The 20,550-nt window shown below is 55.0% G+C and carries 21 protein-coding genes; 2 read left to right on the top strand and 19 right to left on the bottom strand.

Annotation, left to right across the window (positions count from 1 at the left end; genetic code table 11):
• Window positions 1–119: 119 nt before the first annotated feature.
• The 19 genes from GV829_RS10235 to GV829_RS10150 form a co-directional block, all read right to left on the bottom strand.
• Entirely contained in the window at window positions 120–545 is a 426-nt protein-coding gene (locus tag GV829_RS10235; protein ID WP_169946372.1) for an acyltransferase, read from the bottom strand.
• Window positions 542–1,489, bottom strand: coding sequence for a WaaS/CpsH family glycosyltransferase (locus GV829_RS10230; protein ID WP_169946370.1), 948 nt, complete (start codon window positions 1,487–1,489; stop codon window positions 542–544). The genes GV829_RS10235 and GV829_RS10230 overlap by 4 nt, the downstream gene beginning before the upstream one ends.
• Window positions 1,490–1,493: 4 nt before the next feature.
• Window positions 1,494–2,741 (bottom strand): O-antigen ligase family protein, encoded by a 1,248-nt coding sequence (locus tag GV829_RS10225; RefSeq protein ID WP_169946368.1) that lies wholly within the window; start codon window positions 2,739–2,741, stop codon window positions 1,494–1,496.
• The gene (locus tag GV829_RS10220; RefSeq protein ID WP_169946366.1) at window positions 2,734–3,342 is read right to left on the bottom strand and encodes an acyltransferase; all 609 of its coding nucleotides are present in this window, start codon (window positions 3,340–3,342) and stop codon (window positions 2,734–2,736) included. Before GV829_RS10220 ends, GV829_RS10225 begins: the two co-directional genes overlap by 8 nt.
• Window positions 3,339–4,667 (bottom strand): lipopolysaccharide biosynthesis protein, encoded by a 1,329-nt coding sequence (locus tag GV829_RS10215; protein ID WP_169946364.1) that lies wholly within the window; start codon window positions 4,665–4,667, stop codon window positions 3,339–3,341. The genes GV829_RS10220 and GV829_RS10215 overlap by 4 nt, the downstream gene beginning before the upstream one ends.
• On the bottom strand, window positions 4,664–5,965 hold the full coding sequence (locus tag GV829_RS10210) for a capsular polysaccharide export protein, LipB/KpsS family (protein WP_169946362.1): 1,302 nt from the start codon (window positions 5,963–5,965) through the stop codon (window positions 4,664–4,666). The genes GV829_RS10215 and GV829_RS10210 overlap by 4 nt, the downstream gene beginning before the upstream one ends.
• A 291-nt stretch (window positions 5,966–6,256) precedes the next feature.
• Window positions 6,257–6,895, bottom strand: coding sequence for an imidazole glycerol phosphate synthase subunit HisH (hisH, locus tag GV829_RS10205; RefSeq protein WP_169946360.1), 639 nt, complete (start codon window positions 6,893–6,895; stop codon window positions 6,257–6,259).
• Complete coding sequence (gene hisF / locus GV829_RS10200; RefSeq protein WP_169946358.1) at window positions 6,888–7,685, bottom strand: imidazole glycerol phosphate synthase subunit HisF; 798 nt, start codon at window positions 7,683–7,685, stop codon at window positions 6,888–6,890. The genes hisH and hisF overlap by 8 nt, the downstream gene beginning before the upstream one ends.
• Window positions 7,660–8,979, bottom strand: coding sequence for an N-acetyl sugar amidotransferase (locus GV829_RS10195; protein WP_169946356.1), 1,320 nt, complete (start codon window positions 8,977–8,979; stop codon window positions 7,660–7,662). The genes hisF and GV829_RS10195 overlap by 26 nt, the downstream gene beginning before the upstream one ends.
• A 42-nt stretch (window positions 8,980–9,021) precedes the next feature.
• Complete coding sequence (locus GV829_RS10190; RefSeq protein ID WP_212612122.1) at window positions 9,022–10,032, bottom strand: nucleotidyltransferase family protein; 1,011 nt, start codon at window positions 10,030–10,032, stop codon at window positions 9,022–9,024.
• A gap of 70 nt (window positions 10,033–10,102) precedes the next feature.
• On the bottom strand, window positions 10,103–11,272 hold the full coding sequence (gene neuC, locus GV829_RS10185; protein ID WP_169946352.1) for a UDP-N-acetylglucosamine 2-epimerase: 1,170 nt from the start codon (window positions 11,270–11,272) through the stop codon (window positions 10,103–10,105).
• Entirely contained in the window at window positions 11,269–12,273 is a 1,005-nt protein-coding gene (gene neuB / locus GV829_RS10180) for an N-acetylneuraminate synthase (RefSeq protein WP_169946350.1), read from the bottom strand. The genes neuC and neuB overlap by 4 nt, the downstream gene beginning before the upstream one ends.
• On the bottom strand, window positions 12,270–12,908 hold the full coding sequence (locus GV829_RS10175) for a NeuD/PglB/VioB family sugar acetyltransferase (protein WP_169946348.1): 639 nt from the start codon (window positions 12,906–12,908) through the stop codon (window positions 12,270–12,272). Before GV829_RS10175 ends, neuB begins: the two co-directional genes overlap by 4 nt.
• The gene (locus tag GV829_RS10170) at window positions 12,908–13,618 is read right to left on the bottom strand and encodes an acylneuraminate cytidylyltransferase family protein (protein WP_169946345.1); all 711 of its coding nucleotides are present in this window, start codon (window positions 13,616–13,618) and stop codon (window positions 12,908–12,910) included. Before GV829_RS10170 ends, GV829_RS10175 begins: the two co-directional genes overlap by 1 nt.
• 3 nt (window positions 13,619–13,621) lie before the next feature.
• A complete protein-coding gene (locus tag GV829_RS14415) occupies window positions 13,622–14,278 on the bottom strand; it encodes a DegT/DnrJ/EryC1/StrS family aminotransferase (RefSeq protein ID WP_281356124.1) in 657 nt (218 codons plus the stop codon).
• Window positions 14,271–14,789, bottom strand: coding sequence for a DegT/DnrJ/EryC1/StrS family aminotransferase (locus GV829_RS14410; protein WP_281356123.1), 519 nt, complete (start codon window positions 14,787–14,789; stop codon window positions 14,271–14,273). Before GV829_RS14410 ends, GV829_RS14415 begins: the two co-directional genes overlap by 8 nt.
• Before the next feature lie 31 nt (window positions 14,790–14,820).
• On the bottom strand, window positions 14,821–15,831 hold the full coding sequence (locus tag GV829_RS10160; protein WP_169946343.1) for an NAD-dependent 4,6-dehydratase LegB: 1,011 nt from the start codon (window positions 15,829–15,831) through the stop codon (window positions 14,821–14,823).
• Window positions 15,832–15,954: 123 nt separating this feature from the next.
• On the bottom strand, window positions 15,955–16,926 hold the full coding sequence (locus GV829_RS10155) for an NAD-dependent epimerase/dehydratase family protein (protein ID WP_212612120.1): 972 nt from the start codon (window positions 16,924–16,926) through the stop codon (window positions 15,955–15,957).
• A gap of 25 nt (window positions 16,927–16,951) precedes the next feature.
• The gene (locus GV829_RS10150; RefSeq protein WP_169946342.1) at window positions 16,952–17,926 is read right to left on the bottom strand and encodes an NAD-dependent epimerase/dehydratase family protein; all 975 of its coding nucleotides are present in this window, start codon (window positions 17,924–17,926) and stop codon (window positions 16,952–16,954) included.
• A gap of 190 nt (window positions 17,927–18,116) precedes the next feature.
• Between GV829_RS10150 and wecB the strand changes: the two genes are divergently transcribed.
• Both wecB and wecC read left to right on the top strand, forming a co-directional pair.
• Complete coding sequence (gene wecB / locus GV829_RS10145; RefSeq protein WP_169946340.1) at window positions 18,117–19,256, top strand: non-hydrolyzing UDP-N-acetylglucosamine 2-epimerase; 1,140 nt, start codon at window positions 18,117–18,119, stop codon at window positions 19,254–19,256.
• On the top strand, window positions 19,240–20,535 hold the full coding sequence (gene wecC / locus GV829_RS10140; RefSeq protein WP_169946338.1) for a UDP-N-acetyl-D-mannosamine dehydrogenase: 1,296 nt from the start codon (window positions 19,240–19,242) through the stop codon (window positions 20,533–20,535). Before wecB ends, wecC begins: the two co-directional genes overlap by 17 nt.
• Window positions 20,536–20,550: the final 15 nt, after the last annotated feature.

The following is a 20,550-nucleotide window of genomic DNA, read 5'->3' as shown; positions in this document are numbered from 1 at the left end:
ACAGCGACACCCCAAACGGGCTGAGAATGGAATTGGCAACGTTCAGCAATGTTTTTCTAAGTGAATTCATATGGAAAAGTTCCAATGATGCAGTGGAAAGAGAGACGTCTGCCCGAGAGTCAGAGCCGCAAATCCTCCATTGTTATGTTTTCACGGACGATCCTGGCCGGATTGCCGGCGACTATGCAATTTGACGGAACATCCTTGGTTACGACCGCGCCGGCGCCGACAACTACCTGGTCGCCAATCCGCACGCCGCCCATCACAACCGCGCCAATCCCGATCACACACCATTCGCCAATATAAGTGTGCACCTTCTCGCCATCATAGCGCCCCAGCGATTTTCGCGGAATCAGCTTATGGCTTAAAATGGTCACGCGCGACGTCAGGATGGTGTGCGCACCGACATGGATGCCCTGACGGAAATAGCGATCGAGATTTAGACCACGCTCCAGTTCGCAAGTGATATGAACATCATAACCTTGCAAGCGGTAGAAATAATAGCGCAACCGCTGGACGATCTTGGACAGAAAGAGCCTGATCATTCCAGAAGGTCCCGAGTCCAACTGTCTACCGAGAAAGCCTCGGCATCAAGCTCTGAGGTAACTGGCGCCGCCAGAAACTCGGGAATTCCCGAAAAATCAAGATTGTCTATCACGAGAAACCGGTCCCTGGAGTAGAATGATTCTGCTGCGACCCGGGCGTTTTCGGTTATGATTTTCTGACCTGCGCACATATTCTCGATGAAGCGCATTGTATAGCCTGATTGCGCATGATTGGCGAAATCAAACACAGCGCGGGACCTCTCGATCAGGCGAACGATGTCAGCGAACCCGATCGAGCGGAGCGACAGACCAGGCAACCACTGCCTACCGAGAAGCAATTTGACCATCACCACGGGACTGCATTTCAGATGGAAATGGGTTCGGATGCCATGGCCGCGGCAAAAGGCATGCAACTTTTTAAGAGCGTTGAAACGATGCATAGTCCCGATCGCCCCAACAAAATACAGGTCGAATTCCTTGGTTGCCGCAGGGTCCACTTCAAAGAAATCGCGGGTCGCGAACAGCGGCAAATAGGTGATGTCCAGGTCAGCCGCGTCCTTGGGGTCGAACGTCACGGCCTTGTCGAAATGTGTCAGCCAAGGACGGTAATCATGGGTGCTGAGAGAGTCCCAATTATACAGAACGAAGCGCGCCTTAGGCTGGCTGGCCCGGAGACGCTGCATATTTTCATAACTGAAATGATGGCACTGGAGGAAGAAAACCACGTCGTAACGCGTCGCTGCAGCCTCATCAATCAGGCTAAGATGATAATGGTCCAGCCGTCGCCTGTAGGCAGCAGGTGACAGCTTTTTGTGGGTTTTGGACCAAAAGCCTACATCCTCAATTTCCCGATAGTCAACGTCGTAACCCTGTCGACTAAAGGCCGCGCTGATTTTGCCAATATAGGCATAGTAATTGATGCCAATGAACAGCATGCGGGACATGGGGTCAGACCGATTCTAATCTGCCCGACCGCAGCGCTTGCCAGTGGGCATTGGAGACGGAAATGGGGCGAAGCAACAAGCCACTGTAAACGAACATTAACAAGAAGGGCAAAAATATCAAGTGCTGAGTGGTTAGCGACATAAACATTAGAATAGCTACAAGCAAACGTTGCTGGAAAAACATTTGATTAAACAGGCCATAGAAAAAAATCAAAGCCAGTGGAACGCCAACACTGAATAGGGTGTTCAACAGCCCATTGGAATTCGCACGCGTAGCGATGCTGTTTGAATCAAGTTGTGTTTCTTTGTAACCAAACTGCTGCGCTTCCTTGTAGTAGCGCTCATACTCGAAGCCTATGCCGAACAGGGGATAATTGGCAGCTACCGCCAGGCCTGTATTGAGATCATATTGCCGAGCCCAAGAAGAACCCTGAAGCTCGCCTGAAAGCTTGTTGTTAACATTCGACAACACGACGAATAGCATGGGAATCAAAGCGAATGGCGCCAAGGCAGTAATCAATAGCTTGGTAGGAAATGATAGCTCTTTCAAGTATTTCATATAGTAAATTATCATCATGATCATCGCAATCACGACGCCTATAGTTGATTGAGTGCATAATACCCCAATCAGACCCATTAAAATCCCGACTTTGTCATGTCTTACAAATGTTGCCATAAACAGGAAAAGATTTAAATATAACTGAAACACTCCAGGCTCAAAGAATATTCCATTAGCTCGAACAACGGCATCATAAGCACCAGTTGCGTTATGATAGGTAAAAATCCATCCTATTGTCTTATAGTCGAGATCAATGTAAGTAGCAGTAGCAAAAAATCCAGGGAAAAATGTTCCCAAGACCACTGTCAGCATGGCCTGAACCGTCATTATCTTTAGAATTGGATAAACATCGTCAACAAAACGCTTCCTAGGAAGTTCAAGATACACGCCCAACAGGAGCGCACCAAGCACGAAATTTGTCATCCGGATAATAAACGCGTCTGTAATGAGTTGTTGCGAGCCGATAATTGCGATGATGCCCATCGCCAAAATGACAATGCCAATTCCGAACATCTCCCGCCTGAGTCCCATGCGAAAGCCTTGTAAGAGGAAGATCAGAACCAACATTATTGCAGCTATTGGGATACGCGGAAACAACGGATTACCGCCGCTAAGCAAAAAGCTGACGAATAGGATGAGCCTGCGCAGGAGAGTAGCTTGACCCGGAGACCACCTGATGATGCCGTCAAACATCTGCATCACTCGCAAATTTGCCTTGGCCGTCCGTTGGTAACCACTGGCCGTGCTCCGGACTGTATCGCCGCACAATCTTCGCTGGAGCACCGGCAGCTACACAATAATCTGGAACGTCGCGGTTCACCACGCTGTTGGAAGCAATGACGCAATGACGTCCAATCGAAGCACCTAGAATACAGACATTTTCACCAATCCAGCTATGATCGCCAATGTGGACCGCTGCCAAGGCCTCAAGGCGTTGATCCATGATGGCTACATCCACGTCGGCATATCGGTGGCCATTATCGGTCACGAAAACACGGTTCGCAGCCAAAACGCGCTCTCCGAAAGTGACCGAATGCGCGCAAATGATATGGCTGTGGTCGCCAATCTTGGTGCCTCGTCCGATCTCAAGCCTAGGCTGGAGGACCAAATCGGTGAGCGCAGCTACATAGGCGCCGGAAGCCAGCGTCACGTCGTCGCTAAATACCATGAATTTGGCACCGACTAGACGAAGGGGTGAAACGATACGCACACGACGTCCGAAACCGCCAAAAAAGGGGCTCAGCAAACGATAAAAGCAGACCGATGCAAATTCCCGTACTCTAAACAGAATCATTCGCCGCGCCTTCCCGGTTTGGGTCGCACCAAACGCAACCTGAGTTGCGGCATTTGTCCGGCAATATGCAGATACCCGATCCAAAGCCCGGCACCGGTCAACAGATAGGCAGACGTTTTCACCATCGTCACTTGCGCAAGATCCAATGTAAGCGGGGCCGCCACCGCATAGCCAAACGCCAACCCAGTGGCCAATGAACCCAAGCCGAAGGCGGCTATATAAGGCCAATACCTCAGGGTAATATTGCATACAATGGCCAATGAAGAGGCCACCGTGAACAGGGCAATGCCAGGGTACAGCAGCTTGACGTAATATAGGTCAGCCGCATATTTGGGCGAAAGCAGCGAGACAACAAGATCTCCAAAGGCGTAAAGCCCGACGGCTCCGGCCAGACAGTAAATTATCGAATATAACAAAATCGAAGCCATCGAAGCGTTGACGCCGATACCTTCTCCTGACTCATACTGTCGCACAATCCTGGGAACGAAAATTGACTGCAAGGCGTTGGGAATAATAGTAAATAGGCTGACAAACAAGATCGAAATATACAAATGACCCAGCGCCTCAACGCCAATAAATCTAACTACATAGAAACGCTCAATTTGTACATTTACCTGTAACAACACACCCGACAGAAAAATCAAAATTCCAGTTTTCATGACCTGTTTGAACAGCGACAAATCGAGAGAAAAAGACTTAGGACGAAGATCATCAAACCATATGAGGGCCACGATGACAAACAGGGCTGGTTGCAGAACGAACGAAAGCAGTGACGATTCTAGGGGATAATCCCTGACCATCAACAGTGGCAGCAACGATGCCAGACCCGACCAGATGGTCAGTTGATTGACTTGAGTGAGCCGATGGGTTGCAATCAGCTGATTGTTGATCCAAGTGCGCAACAAGGTGAGCGATCCAGCAGTGACGCCCATCGCGATAATCCAACCATAGCTGCCCGGCAAAGAGTCTCCGACTAACAGTGGCGAAAACATGAACACGGCCAGCGTGAGCAGGCCGATCAGCGTATATGCGAGATTATTGAGGCGCTGGGTAGTTTCCTTGTCGGCCGAGCACAAAACACGGTAACCGCCGTTCAACAACCCAAATTGCAGTGTGCCAATCAGCAGCACAAGTGTCTGGACGATAGCCATCAACCCTAATTGCCGATAATCCATGAAGGCCAGAGCGGCATAGCTTCGCAGGATAAAAATGCCGTTACTGGCTAGGGTGATGATCAGGAACATGCCAGAGCCGCTGCCTGCAAGCGAGACAAGCCTCTCAAAGGATGCATTCACCAGTCCGCGGACTGCATTCATGCCTTTCATTGCAGGTGCTGCATTTGTCCGTGATGTTGGATCACGGAATAGGGCACGCCCTCTGCAAAGCAACGTAGCACATCATCAACAACGGGATCCGCCCCGATATCTGCCAAGTGTCGCCCCCACCACTTCCGGAATTCCGCAGGGTTGAACTCGGTCTTTACCCAGTTGCAGCATTGCGAGGAATAATAAGCAATGAGCGCAGCCTCGCGTTGAGACGCCTCGACCAACAGCATGCCTGCTGCGGCTGCGGCGATTGCACGGTCATAGGCTTCAATTGTGTCGGCTGCCGTCACAAACCCCATGTTGGAATAATATGAACGGGACCCAGTGATAACAGGGCATCCTGCAATCACCGCTTCAATTCCAATTGTCGACGTGTGCGTAACAATCGCGGCTGCATCAGCCATCAATTCGTATGAGTTTACAGGATCTGCCGCCGCAATGAAGTGTATGCGCGGTTCAACGCCGAAATGATGGTGAATAAACCCATGATAATCATCGCTGGTTCGCCCAAAGGAGAACCGCTCTGCTGGGTGTTGTCTGATGATGACGTCCAATGATGTGTCGCGCAATACTGTCTCGACGGTATGGCGGATCCACGCCTTGCTATCCGGAAAAACCTGATGTGGCCCCAACGCGGCAGCGTCCCACGAAGAATTCAGTGCAAGAACAATGCTAGATCGTCCGCTGACCGTGACCGTTCCGTCGGCAATCTGATACTGGAACATGTCAGTTCCAGCCTGACGGCGGGCAATCTCTGACCGCGCTATTTCCAATATGCGGGCTTTCATGGCAGGCTCCGCGTCCACCTCCTTGCAAATCGCCGCATAAGCGCCGGGAATATCTGCCAGATGGCAAGCAATGCCGTTACCGGCAACAATCATGACGCCGGCCGTACCGGCGTCGTAACTCGCAAATCGGATACTGCGGCGCTGTGCTTCGCTGAACCAGATGCCAGACGTGCCGAACACGCCTCCGGGAACAAACAAGACATCCGGCTCGTGCGCGTCGAGATAGCTTGAGATGCGACCGTAGGCGCCCGAGATCTGCTGTTGGGTCCACGCGATCAGTTCGCTGCGACCTTCAGTGACCATTTCACCGCGAAGTTGCCAAGTCGCGTTCAAATCTGCCAGTCGGCCTGGCAGCCCGGGATCGGCTACATGACCTGTTTTATAATCGCCGATGACATCGACGCGAAACTCCTGGCCAAGCACTTTGCATGTCCATTTGATAACGGACAAAATCGTGCGGAAGTGTCGGGTTTCCGTGCCAAACTCACTGTCGTCGATGACGAATTGCACATTGCATCCTCGACCTGCAAGCAACAAGCCAACAGCTAGCGAATACCATGGCACGGCCGATGAGGCCCAAGGAGACAGCACGACCGTCACCGACGAACCGTTCCTGCTAAACTGCCGCCCGCGCATGTATCGCGCTGCCATGCGACGCATCCGGAAGCCGTAGAAAGACCACAGGATCGCGCTGCCCCCCACTGCGGATCTCAGCCCGCCACTCAGCGACATTGAACTACTCGTACAGTGTTGCAGTGTGACCCTCGGAACGCCACCCAAGCCGGCAGTCCAACTGCCACCTTACCCAAGGAAACGCGACAACATCCGCAAGCCAACTTCCCCGCTCTTCTCGGGATGAAACTGGAAAGCAGTAATGTTGTCGCTCTCAACGGCCGCACAAATCTCAAACCCATGATAATCGACAACAGCCAATTTACAGGCTGGGTCCGACGGTTGACAGGCAAATGAATGAACGAAGTAGACAGAATCTTGGCCAACAACGGTGTCCTGAAGAAGCGTACCAGCCCAGTCAGTACGATTGGCCGGCTTGTGCAGCGTGCTCCAGCCCACATGAGGAACGCGACGACCCCGGCTTTCACTAAAGTTCGGAATTCTCTCCACATGTCCACTAAACAGTCCTAGGCCAGGGTGCCGACCAAATTCAAGGCTAAAATCAAACATTAACTGCATGCCAACGCATACGCCGAGCAACGGTCTTTCGCATGTCAGATAGTCCGCCAATGCGTACTTCCAACCCATTGACGTGAAGGCATCGCTGCACGTCTTAAAGGCGCCCACCCCAGGAATTATAACCCTTTCAGCGTTACTGAGTTTGGATGGATCTGACAAGACCACGGGTTTACCGCCAGCTTTCGCTACCGACCGGTACAGACTGAGCATGTTGCTAGCGCCATAGTCTATAATGCTGACGTCAGACATATTCGACCTTGTGGGCAAAATGCCGAACCGGCATGCTGGCACCCAGCGCTGCATCCCGTGCATCTTGGAAAGTGAACTTCTTGAAATGCAGGCCATAGCCAATTGCAATAGCCTCACAGCCGGCTTCAAAGCCTTCAACGATATCTTGGCAAGATCCGACACCCCCGCTGGCAATGACGGGCACATTAACGCGATCGGAAATCGCCCTAATCAGCCTGAGGTCCAGCCCTTTACCTGTTCCGTCACGGTCAATACTCGTCAACAAGATTTCACCAGCCCCAAGCGCGACGCCTTGCTCAGCCCAGCTAACGACATCGCGACCGGTTGGCTCTCGTCCATTGTCGCAAAAGGCTTCCCACCGGTCACCGCCGACTTTCTTCGCTTCTATATTCAGAACCATGCACTGGGCACCAAACCGATTTGCAATTGCCGTAATTAGTTCAGGATTTTGAGTTGCTGCAGAATTGATTGCAACCTTGTCAGCGCCCGCCCGCAACACCTGCTGGACATCGCTCTCTGATCGAAGACCGCCCCCGACGCAAAGCGGAACAAAGACATGTTCCACGGTCGATGCGACGACATCCATAAGATTGTTGCGGCCATAAAGGCTTGCGACAGTGTCCATGTAAATCAGTTCGTCAGCGCCCGCCTCATAATATCGCCGAGCATGCTCTTCAGGGCACCCAATGACACGGATGCCCTCAAAATGTATCCCCTTGATTAGATTGGCACCCTTCACATCAAGCCGGGCGATAAGGCGACAGTTACCCCTCACGGACGATAGGCTCATTTAGACCTGGACGATGCCGCAACCTCCAAGCCCCGTCCTCCACCATCCAGAGATGCGGAGAACGGAATCTGTCGCACAAGGCAAAAAACTCGTCGCGGGTCATGCCAACATAATCCAAGAATTCTGATTCATAGCGCGCTGGATACTCACCTTCATAGCGATCGATCAACGCGATACCCTCTTCGCGGGTAATGTGCTGGTTGCGCACTTCCTGCGCAGAATCCATCATTGCCCGGCCAACACCGAACTTTATCCAGCGTGTATAGTAGAAGAAGCCATCCACCTTGTCATCCAGGCTGTTGTACTTCGAATATGTACCTTCAGTCCGCAATGGATTGGCTTCAAATCCTGTATTTTCGACAGCGTAGTAGTACGCCTCCTGAGGCACCCATTTCACGTAGTAGCCCAGATATTTCCAAAAGATATGTTTTTGGGACAACTCCTGCGGCGTGATGGGCACATAACTCATGAGATCGGCAAGCTGAACACCTTGATCGAGATACTCGCCTATCGGTCTTCCACCCAGCAGCATGTCACGCAGGTCGGTTTCGCCCTGATAGTCCAACGAGAAGCCTTCACCTTCAGTACCCTCAACCCGGTCAGAGTAGCCGGATTCCTTGTGGGAGACCTTCTCGCCATATTCTCCGGGCATTTCGCCATAGAAAATCAGCGGAATATTCAGTTTTGCTGCCATTTTCGCGACAAACGTCTTCTGGCCGAGAATAAAGGGCTGGAACGGATGCAACAGGTTGATCGTGGCTTCTCTCGTCAGGAGCCGATGTATTTTCCCATTCGGCGTGTAGAGAAAATTGTCGAACCCGCCAACATGCAGCCAGTTCTGGAAATTTTTCCAGCCAATATCGGTATAGAGGTGGGGCGACCAGGTTACTGTCAACGGATGCATGCCATATTTGTATTTGAGCAAGTGCGACTGCATTGCGCTATCCTTGCCACCGCTGCCGCCAACAATGCAGTCATAACTACCGTCATTCTTTCTGTGCTGATCGCATAGATCAAGTAACTCGCGTTCGCGTTCGTCCCAATCGATTTCGCCGTCACGCTTGAGGTCGTTGAACCGGCATGCATCGCATACCCCGTCGGCGTCGAACTGCATCGTCGTTTTCCGCGAGTTGCCCGTATGGCGATACTCGTTCGTCGACATGGGCTGCTGGTTGGACATGTTGCAGCGAACACAGAAGCGGACTTCTGGTGGAAGCCCGTAAAATACGGGTCGCTGCCCCGCAGGCAGCTCGAAGGGCGTCAGATCGAACGATGGTGAAGGTGCAATTTTCATATGGCCGAACCCGGAACCGTACTAGATGGTACATTTATGTCTTTATTTTGCCATTCGGCGAGCCGTTTCTAAATCATCGTGTCGACCTACATCTAACCATGTTTCATGCATTGGAAAAGCAACTGCCCGCGCACTACTTTGTATCACGCGCTCGAACAAGCTGGGCATGTCACAATGCTGATTTGGTTCCAAAAAAAGCAGCGCGGCCGGATCAATTACATAGATCCCGGCATTGATCTGGCTGCGAATCGTTGGTTTTTCTTCAAACCGGGAGATCTCGACCCCATCCGTGTGCACCACGCCGAAAGGATTTTGCAGTTCATGCGTGCGAACGGCCATCGTTGCCTTGGCTCGATGCCGCTCATGAAACTCGAGAATTTCGGTATAGCGAATGCTTGTTAGCACATCACCATTGGTGACGATGAGGGGTGCCTGAGGCGTGATCTGCATAAGGCTGAGAGCGCCACCAGTACCCAATGGACGATCCTCGCGCAAATAGGTGATGTTAACCCCCAGCGCGCTGCCGTCGCCAAAATGGTCAACAATCATTTCACCAAGGTAGTGAATGGCTATGACAAAATGACGGAAACCCTCAAGGGCGGCGCGCTCAATGATGTGCTGCAGGATCGGCTTGTCGCCTACCATCAGCAACGGCTTTGGACAATTTTCCGTATAGGGTCGAAGCCTGACGCCCTTGCCGCCTGCCATGATAACGAAGATGTTGTCGAGAGTATCAACTGGCTTGGCAAGCTGATCCCACAGGTAAAGTCCGGTCACTCGCCGCGATTCGTCGATGCACGGAAGCTGCCCCACCCGATTTATCCGCATCAGATCTGCGACTAGCTCTGGCCGCAAACCGTGCGGGACGACAAGTGGGTCGGCATGAACGATCGAGTCAACACTGTCATTCAAGGTTAGACCGCGGAGCAGTCCGCGCCGTACATCGCCGTCAGTAACCGTGCCGATCAAACGTTCTTCAGCGTCCACAATCAACGCGATCTGAAGCCCAGAGTCGTTGAGATTCTTGATAGCGTCGCCGATACTGGTCGCCACGGGGACGAGAGCGGATCGCCAATTTTCAGAATGCATTGCTGGTCGCCCCCATGATCAAGCCGGAATTATCTCAGACCGAGTTGGGCAGGTCAAAGAATCGCTTCTTTATTATCCCGTCCAGATCGATTTCTGCCAACGTTGACGCGATTGCATGTGACGCGCCGCCAGACCCATAAGGGTTAATTGCATGTTGGGCTACACGCCGAAATTCAGGACTTAAAGCCTGACCGAGAGCTCTCGCTATCGCGTCACTGGTGGCTGGGCAATCAATCACGCTCTCCGCGCGAAGTCGACCGTCTTGCCGTTGACCAATGTTAACTGTGGGAATACCGAATGACGGCACTTCCGTCAAACCGCTTGATGAATTTCCGACGACAGCGGAAACTTGCGCAAGACAAGAAAGGTAACGCCGCTGGCCCAGAGACTCGAAGGTGGCCACATGGGTTCGGCCATCGGCATATGATTTGATCATCGCCGAGATTTGTCGGCCTCCAGCGTCGGCATTGGGCATGGTGAACAAGATGCCGATCTTTTCCGGCAACAGGGACAAGGCATCAAGCAACGCTCTGGTTTGCAATTCTGGGGATTGGGCGGTTTGGGTTTCCGGATGGAATGTGATTAAGAGGCTGTGTTCGCCAAACCGGAAATCTAACTCGGCTTCGAGTTGTTGCCGATTAATCAAATCGACCTTGCCGATGGCATCAACTCCCAGACCGCCGAAGTTGAAAACGCGCTCGGGCAGTTCGCCCATTTGCACCACGCGCTGGAAATAGGGTTGTGCAGCAACAAAATGCAATGAGGCCATCTTTGTGACCGCATGGCGGATCGCCTCGTCAATTGCCCCTTCGGTTGTTTCACCTCCATGCAGGTGCGCGATTGGAATGTTGTAGACAAGCGCCACCGCAGCCGCCGACAATATCTCGAACCTGTCGCCCAATATGACAAGAATGTCGGGCGTAAGTCGTTCCAGCGCATCTGACAGGCTGATCATGGCCAAACCCATGGCCTTGGCTACACCCTGCACCGAATCCGAACTCAGCAGGATTTCGACCCGTGCATCAATCGCAAAGCCGTCCGTCTCGATTTCCTGAAATGTGTATCCGAATTCAGGCGACATGTGAGATCCGGTGACAATCGTCTGCAATTCAAGTGAACGGTTAGACCGTATCTCCGCCATCAAATGCTTGAGTAGGCCATATTCGGCCCGCGTTGATGTTAGGATGCAAATTTTGCGCTTCATAAGGTGATCTGCTCGTCAACATCGAAGTCCCGCTTGGCTTCTAGACCGATGATGTCATCCCAGCGCATTGGCGAAATTCCGTCACCGGGACGCTTGGCAGACAGATTATCCTCTGAGAATCGATCGCCTGCTTTAATGGCCGTGCGCGCGACCAGTGATCTCCGGGCGACCAGCCGGTTTTTCGCTTCGCTGGCACTGGCACGCTTGATTCCGTCGCCTGCCATCGCCCGTTCGACATTGCGTATCGCGCTTACCATCGCCTTCAATTCCGACGGCAACAAACTCGCCTGATGATCAGGGCCAGGCAATGATCGATCCAGTGTGAAATGCTTTTCGATCACCGTAGCACCCAAGGCAACCGCGGCTATGGCAACCTCAATTCCGAGAGTATGATCGGAATAGCCCGTTTCCACGCCGAAACTCGTCCGCATGTTCACCATGGCCTTCAGATTGACGTCGTCCATAGGTGTTGGATATTCGGTATTGCAGTGAAGCAGGACGATCGCAGACCGAGGCACTCCGCCAGCCTCCAACACGGATATCGCTGCTTCAATATCACCTAGGTCAGCCATGCCGCTCGACAGGATCACTGGAAGTCGCTGCGCTGCCACGTGCCGCAAGTATGGCAGGTTAGTTACTTCCCCGGACGGCACCTTGAGGCGGTCAACTCCCAATTCGACCAACAAGTCGATGCTGCCCGCGTCAAACCCGGTCGAGAAGAAGCCGATCCCACATTCTTTGCAAGTCGCAATTAGTGACTCATGGTCCTCCCGGGTTAATTCCAGACGCCGGAGCATGTCAAACTGGGATTCCGCTGTTCCGGTGGCTTCGATCTGATACTCTGCCTTTGGCGCACTTGCAGAAACTAACCGCTTGGCAGAAAAGGTCTGGAACTTAACTAGATCCGCTCCGGCATCTGAGGCCACGCGGATCAAAGCGCGTGCCTTATCGAGATCGCCGTCATGATTAACGCCAGCTTCCGCGATGATGAGAGTTGTCATTTTATCCTCTTGGCAGGCAAGCCTACATAAACGCCATCTGGCTCACAGTCACGGACGACGACGGCACCGGACCCTATGGTAGATCGACTGCCGATCTTTAGATGTTGAGTAGCGGAGCCCTGATTGATAGCCGCGCCGGTACCGACCCAGACTTCATCACCGATTTTGACCGACCCTGAGATGTTAGCTCCAGGCGCGATGGTCACAAAATTGCCAACAATACAATCATGCGCGAGCGTAGCGTTCTGATTGATGATTACAAATCGGCCAAGATCGATATTGGTGGTCAGTCTTGCCCCTGCCATGACCTGTAGCCCTATCGCCTCTTGCACCTTAGTCCTGAGCGACGGGCCGATACTCGCGTCTGGGTGAACAAGCGAAGGAAAACGTACGACACCTACCAGCCGACTACAGACGGACTGCCGGACAGCGGGCTCACCAATGCCGATCGCCACGTTGGCGTTGTCGGCCCTCCATTTAGATTCAATTACGACATCCCAACCTTGCACGTTTTCAGCGTCACCGCTGCTGCGCGCGATCAGTACCGGATGGAGGTTTAGGGCAAGCGCCATCTCGGCCACTTCTCTAGCATGCCCTCCCGTTCCGACGATGAAAAGATCCCGCTTGCCCGACATTATAAAGCTTCATCCAGCGACGAACGCCCGGCTATGGCAGTATTTTGCTGCTCCAGCAGCAGTTCGGCAAGCATCCAGTGCATCGGGCTATCGATATCGATGGATTCATCAGGCCGCATCACGAAGCCGAGCGTTGACTCGTTCAGCAGCGAGCGGTCAGCCCGGCACTGCTCGCTATCGGCCAAGTAGATGGCGCCGTTGAGAGTCACGACAGGCGGCTGGTCTTGTCGGCGGACAATATCCCGGTCTAACAGACGGACCAGTCTGTCGTCCGGCTGCCGGGTATAACACCAAAAGGGACTGTGATCCGGTTCGCAGACTGAAACCACCGACGAACTGCCGTGGGTTTGTGCATAGGCCACCAAGGCATCAATATGTCGTGTGCGGCGCAACGGTGATGTGGGCTGAAGCACCATGATCTGGTCATGCGACGGCATGTTGTCGATGGCATGGATGATGGGTGCCATGCCCGGCGCATCATCAGTCGCCAGTTCAGCCGGTCGCATGAACGGTACTTCAGCGCCCCAGGCTGCGGCAACGAGCGCGATTTCCGGATCGTCAGTCGTGACCATCACCGTATCGATTGCCGCCGATCCCAAGGCCGCTTCGATAGTCCAGGCAATCAATGGCTTGCCGCACATCATCCGGACATTTTTCCGCGGTATCCCCTTGGATCCGCCTCTGGCAGGAATGATGGCCAATATCGTCATTGTTCAGGCATCCGCGAGACCGGGACTACTCGGCAAGTTAATGACGGAATCTGCCATCCGTTCAGAAACCGATAGATCGGCCCTAGGGTTGGAGACGAACATCGGCAACCGGTTCATCAGCGTCCAGATTGGCCGTGCACTGTAGCCAGCGTCATTCAAACAGGCCAAAACCGCGACCATATCTTCGCTGCTGCCGTTCTCCAGCACAATGGCGTTCAGCCAATAGTTGCTAGCCGTGCCGTCAGGCTCGCTTAGAAACCTGACCCCCGAGACCTGAGCAAAACCAATTCGGTACTTATCGGCAAGCCGACGTTTGCGACTGACGAAATCGTCCAGTCTCTCAATCTGTGCACAACCTAGGGCCGCATTGATGTTGGGCATCCGGTAATTATAACCGACCTCGTCGTGGATAAAGTTCCAGCGGTCAAGCACCCGGGCGGTCGTCGTCAGATGTTTGGCGCGGCGGGCCAATTCCGGATCATTGGTCAATATCGCGCCACCTCCGCCAGTCGTGACGACCTTGTTGCCATTGAAGCTGAGTGCGGAAACGAGACCGTGTTGGCCCGTGTGCTTTCCCTTGTAACGGGAACCCAGCGATTCGGCCGCGTCCTCTACCAGCGCAAGCTTCCATCGCTGGGCTACCGCCGAAAGTTCATCCAACTGACACGGGTGGCCAAACACGTGCATCACGCAGATGCGCCCGGATCGTCGCACCCGTCAACCGGTTGACACATCGCCCGTCCTCAATCCGTGCGACCGCTTCCAAATGCTGTTCCAGCTTAACTGGATCAATACCGAGCGAGGTCGTCTCAACGTCAACGAAATGCGGGATTCCACCTGCATAGACTGCGGCATTTGCCGTAGCAATGAAAGTGAGCGACGGCATGAGAACCTCGTCTCCCCGCTCCACACCAGCCACAACGAAACAGATGTGCAACGCCGAGGTGCCATTGGACGTCGCAACGGCGTGCCCAACGCCCGCAACCTCTGCCAAGTCCCTCTCTATCCGATCGACATAGGCACCGACCGAGGAGACCCAACCCGTATCAACGCAGTCCAACACATAGGCCCGCTCATTGCCGCGAAATTCCGGCTCATGCAGCGGCACCACGCCGTTGGCAGGTCCAACGATCGCACCCACTGTTTCAAGAATGTCGGCGGCAATCTTCATCAATGACCCTCCATCCGGCCTGTCTCGTCACTTAGATATTGTATATGCCAGTCTTATAGCGGCGCAGGTTGCTCGGATCACTAAACCAATCAATTGTCTCGGACAGTCCCCTGGCGAACCCTTCGCGATCCGCATATTGGGGTACCCAGCCGGTCAGTCTACGGGCTTTGTCGTTCGCGCCCCACAGACGCTCGACTTCGCTGTTCGACGGACGAAGGCGATTGTCATCAGCGACGAAGCTGACGTCGCGGCCCATCCTTTCCGCGATCAGCTCGGCGGTCTCACCAATCGAAATCTCGTAGTTGCTGCTGACGTTGATCACTTCGCCAACCGTCTTCTCGGACTCGGCAATAGCGACGAAACCGCGCACGGTATCCCGCACAAAATTAAAGTCGCGGGTCGGATGCGTCGCGCCAAGGCGAACTTCTTTAGCGCCCGCGGCGATTTGCGAGATTATGGTCGGGATGACAGCCCTCGCGGATTGCCGCGGGCCATATGTATTGAACGGCCGAATGGTGGCGACAGGTGTATCAAACGACAGAAAATAGGATTGTGCGATTTGGTCAGCCCCAATTTTCGTCGCCGAATAGGGCGACTGTCCCTGCAAGGGGTGCTCCTCGGTGATCGGGACGAAACGGGCCGTTCCATAAACTTCGCTGGTCGAAGTATGAACAACCTTTTCGATGCCGAGATCGCGCGCCGCTTGGACTACGTTGAGCGTGCCATTGACGTTGGTTTCAACGTAAGTGGCTGGCGAGTGATAAGAATAAGGGATGGCAATCAGCGCGGCGAGGTGCAGAACGACGTCGCAATCCCGCATTGCTTCCTTGACTCCGAATGGATCACGGATGTCCCCTGCCACTACCTTGATTGACTTGCGGACATGCTCGTCGCTGTCATCCAGCCAACCCCAGCTATTGTTGGAATTATAATAAACGAATGCCCGAACGTCCGCGCCAAGATGGACGAGATGCTCGGTCAGATGGGAACCAATAAAGCCATCAGCCCCGGTCACCAAAACGCGTTTGTGTTTAAGCTGCATGGCTTGAGCCCTCAATATTGACATGAAAAACGGTGGCTGATCTGTCCGCTTGACGACTCCCAACACGGCTTTGGCCGTGTGACCACGACAAACTTAGTACGATTGGGCAATTGCCGGCATTTGTCATTTGGCCCCCATATCTCCATTGACATTTTTAGCAACTCTGGCACCCTCGACCATCGCAGCAATGCCGCGGCGAAGGCTAATCGTCGGCCACCAGCCCAGGGCGCGCAACCTACCAATATCCATCATCCGACGTGCTGCACCTTCGGGTTTTGACGGGTCGAACCGCAGTTCGCCCTCATAATCTGCGGCCGAAGAGATTATCGCTGCAAGGTCAGCAATGCTGACATCCGCGCCGCTGCCGATATTCACTACATCATGCCCATGCGACGCGCCAAGCAGCAAGACTATGGCTCGTGCGCAGTCATCGACATGCAGGAAATCCCGCCGTGCCGCACCTGTTCCCCATACCAGCATCTCGGCATCGCCATCCGCCTTGGCCGCCAGCGCACGCCGGACAAGGGTCGCCAGAACATGCCCGTTCTGCGCATCATCCTTGCCACCTCGTCCATAGAGATTGGTCGGCAACACGGAAAACCAGTCCAGGCCATGTTGCCGTCTCGCCGATGCAACCGCCTCAATACCCAACAGCTTTGCCAAGCCATAGGTCCGGTGGGCCGCATCGAGCGGGCCGCTCATCAAGGCCGATTCCTGCAACGGCTGAGCCGCATGCTCCGGATAGGCGGCAGCCGAAGCGACAAAGCATAATCTCGGCAGGCGCACCGCAGCAGCGGCAGCGGTGACCGACAGCGCAATCAGCGCATTATCGGCGAGATAATCAAGCGGAGCAGCCTCATAGGCCGCCACGCCGCCAACCCGCGCCGCCGCGATCACCGCCATGTCCGGGCGCTCCTGGCCAAGCCAGGCCGCCACAGCGTCACGGTCGCGAAGGTCCAGCTGAGCGCGCGAAGCCGTCAGGGCGGTGGCTCCTGACTGCTCCAGGGCGCGCAGCAATGCCTGTCCAAGCATGCCGGCATGGCCGGCAACCCAGACGCGGCATCCTGCCAAAGAAGGACTGAGCGATGTTGCCACGGGCCTGATCCCGCCTATAGCCGCTTCAGCTCGCGTCGTTCCGCTTTACCTGACGCTCAACCCACTCATAGGTTGCCTCCAGGCCCTTCCGAAGAGACTGGCTCGGCCGCCATCCAAGACGTTGTTCGATCAGACGGTTGTCGCTGTTGCGACCCCGCACTCCAAGCGGTCCGGGAATGTGGTTCTTGCGAATATCCTTGCCGGCAATGTCGGCAACCAGATCGACCAGCTGGTTGATGGACACCATTTCGTCCGATCCCACATTGACCGGACCCTCAAAGTCGGATCGGGTCAGGCGCAGGGTGCCTTCCACACATTCATCGATGTAGAGGAACGACCGTGTCTGCGTGCCGTCGCCCCAGATTTCGATCTCTTCGCCACTTTTGGCCATGGCGACCTTCCGGCACACAGCGGCGGGAGCCTTCTCCTTGCCACCGGTCCAGGTGCCCTCGGGACCAAAGATATTGTGGTAACGGGCGACGCGATTGGACATGCCGTGGTTACGGTTATAGGCCAGATAGAGTCGCTCCGAGAACAGCTTTTCCCAGCCATATTCACTATCAGGCGCTGCAGGATAGGCAGAACTTTCCTCACAGTTGGGGTTGTCAGGATCCTCTTGGTTATAGGCCGGATACATGCAGGCTGAAGACGAATAAAACACCCGCTTGGTGTTCCGCTTATGCAAACGATCAAGAACATTAAGGTTGATCGTCGCCGAATTGTGCATGATGTCGGCATCGTTCAGACCGGTAAAAATATATCCGGCCCCGCCCATATCGGCAGCAAGCTGATAAACCTCATCAAAACGGCGGTCGATCACTTGGTCGCACACTGCCTGATTGCGAAGGTCACCAATAAGGAAATCGTCAGCCTCAGTCTCGGCGAATTCAGGAAACTTCAGGTCAACGCCACGAACCCAGAAACCTTCGCGTTTCAGGCGCTTGACGAGGTGGCTGCCAATAAAACCGCCAGCTCCGCATACCAGTGCAGACTTTGTCACGTGTCACTCCATGTTATGGATTGTGTGGGGGGAACGTGCGCCCGAATCCCGGTCCCAGTCTTATTTTGGGGGGCTCTAGCCGCGCAGTGCGAACTGGACAAGCGTCTTAACCCTCTGCTTATTTGCCAATCGCAGGGTAGCGTTCCTGACGATTGACCAAACGTTAGGCAAAATCTGCTATTCCTTGCCCATGCAACCCAATTCCACTGCCCGCATACTCCTTGTCTTCGGAACAAGGCCCGAAGCGATCAAGATGTTTCCGCTCGTCCATGCACTGCGGCAGCAGCCCGGGCTTGAAACGCGCGTCTGCGTCACCGCCCAGCATCGCGGCTTGCTCGATCAGGTGCTCGAAATCGCCCGGATATCGCCCGATATTGATCTGGATCTGATGCAGGACAATCAGACGCTTGATGCACTGTCCGCCCGCATTTTGACCCAGTTCGGCGCGGCCCTTGATGCCACCAAGCCGGACCGCATCCTCGTTCACGGCGACACGCTGACGACGATGATGGCAACGATCAGCGCCTATTTCCGCAAGATTCCGGTTGGCCATGTCGAAGCCGGCCTGCGCAGCGGCAATATCTACTCGCCCTGGCCCGAGGAAGTGAACCGCAAGGTTACCGGGACCATTGCCGATCTGCATTTCGCCCCGACCCAGGCTGCTGCAGACGCGCTAAGGGCCGAAAATGTGCCGGACAGCGCCATCCATGTGACAGGCAATACTGTGATTGATGCGCTGCTCGCCACGCGCGCGCGCATAGAGGCCGAACCGGCACTCGCCGCCGGGCTCGACCATTTGGCCACCCGTTTTGCCGGCAAACGCATCATTGCCGTCACATCGCACCGTCGGGAAAATTTTGGCGACGGCATGGCCAACATTGCCCGCGCCATCGGCAGCATTGCCGACCGGCCCGACACTGCCGTCATCTTTCCGGTCCATCCCAATCCGGCCGTTCGCCCGGTGATGGAACACATGCTGGCCGGGCGCGACAATGTCGCCCTGATCGATCCGCTCGATTATCCGCACTTCGTCCGCCTGATGACGATGAGCACCATCGTCCTTACCGATAGCGGCGGCGTGCAAGAGGAAGCGCCGAGCCTCGGCAAGCCGGTGCTGGTCATGCGCGACACCACCGAAAGGCCAGAAGGCGTCGCCGCTGGCACGGCCCGTCTGGTTGGCACAGATGCTGAGACCATCGTTTCCGGAATTTTCACCCTTCTCGACGATAGCAACGCCTATTCCGCCATGACCCGTGCCCACAATCCCTATGGAGACGGCCTGGCCGCACAACGTATTGCAAGGACCATAGCTGATGCCCACCGCCAGTGATCAGAAAGTCGTCGTTGTCGGTCTTGGCTATATCGGCCTGCCGACCGCTGCGGTCATCGCCCGGGCCGGCGCGCATGTATTGGGCCTCGATGTCAGCCAGCACATCGTTGATACGGTCAACGAAGGTCGCGTGCATATCGAGGAAGTCGACCTGCACGGCCTGGTCCAGGGCGTGGTTGACCGCGGGCTTTTGCGGGCTTCCTTGACCCCCGAAGCGGCAGACTCCTTCGTCATCGCCGTGCCGACGCCGATCCGTGAGGATCACAAGCCAGACATCAGCTACGTCCTCTCCGCCGCGCGCACCATCGCACCGGTGCTCAAGCCGGGGGATCTTGTCATTCTGGAATCCACCTCACCGGTCGGCACCACTGAGCAAGTCGCGAAAATGATCGCCGACGCGCGCCCCGACCTCAAGGTCCCCGGCCACTGCACCGGCACGCCTGATCTGTACATCGCCTATTGCCCGGAGCGCGTTCTGCCCGGCCGCATCCTTATCGAGCTGGTCAACAATGACCGCGTGATCGGCGGCATCACGCCGCGCTGCGCGCGCAAGGCGATGGGTTTTTACCGCCAGTTCGTGCGCGGCGCCTGCCTGACGACCACCGCCCGCGCGGCCGAAATGGTCAAGCTCGTCGAAAACAGCTACCGTGATGTCAACATCGCCTTTGCCAACGAACTGTCGATGATTGCTGAGGGCATGGGCATTGACGTGTGGGACGTCATTGCGCTGGCCAACAGGCACCCGCGCGTCAACATCCTGCAACCCGGCCCCGGCGTCGGCGGTCACTGCATTGCGGTTGACCCCTGGTTCCTGGTGGCCGGCGATCCGGAAAACAGCCACATCATCCGCACCGCGCGGGAGGTGAACGAGGCCAAGACCGATTATGTTATCGGTCGCGCCATGCGCATGATCGACGAAAACCCGGATGCAAGGGTGGCCTGCCTTGGCCTCGCCTTCAAACCGAACATCGATGATTTCCGCGAAAGCCCGGCGGTGACGGTGGCTGCCGCCCTCGCCCGCCGCTTTGGTGAACGTATCGCACTGGTCGAACCCTATGCCGCCGGCCTGCCCATGGAATTCGCCGGCACCGGCGCGAATCTTGTCGAGCTGGACGATGCGCTGGCCGAATGCGACCTGCTGATCGTCCTTGTCGATCATGACATGTTCCGATCCATCCCGCTCGACGAGCGCGCTGACAAGATCGTCTATGACACGCGTGGCCTCTGGCCCGACCAGCCTCGGGGAGAGGTGGGAAAGGGACTTAGGCGGGCGGCTTGAACGCTTGATTTGGCC

It is taken from the genome of Sphingomonas lacunae (genome assembly GCF_012979535.1).
In the GTDB taxonomy this organism is placed as follows: Bacteria; Pseudomonadota; Alphaproteobacteria; order Sphingomonadales; family Sphingomonadaceae; genus Sphingopyxis; species Sphingopyxis lacunae.
The sequence above is the reverse complement of the archived record's forward strand: the minus strand, read 5'-3'. Positions and strand labels throughout refer to the sequence as shown.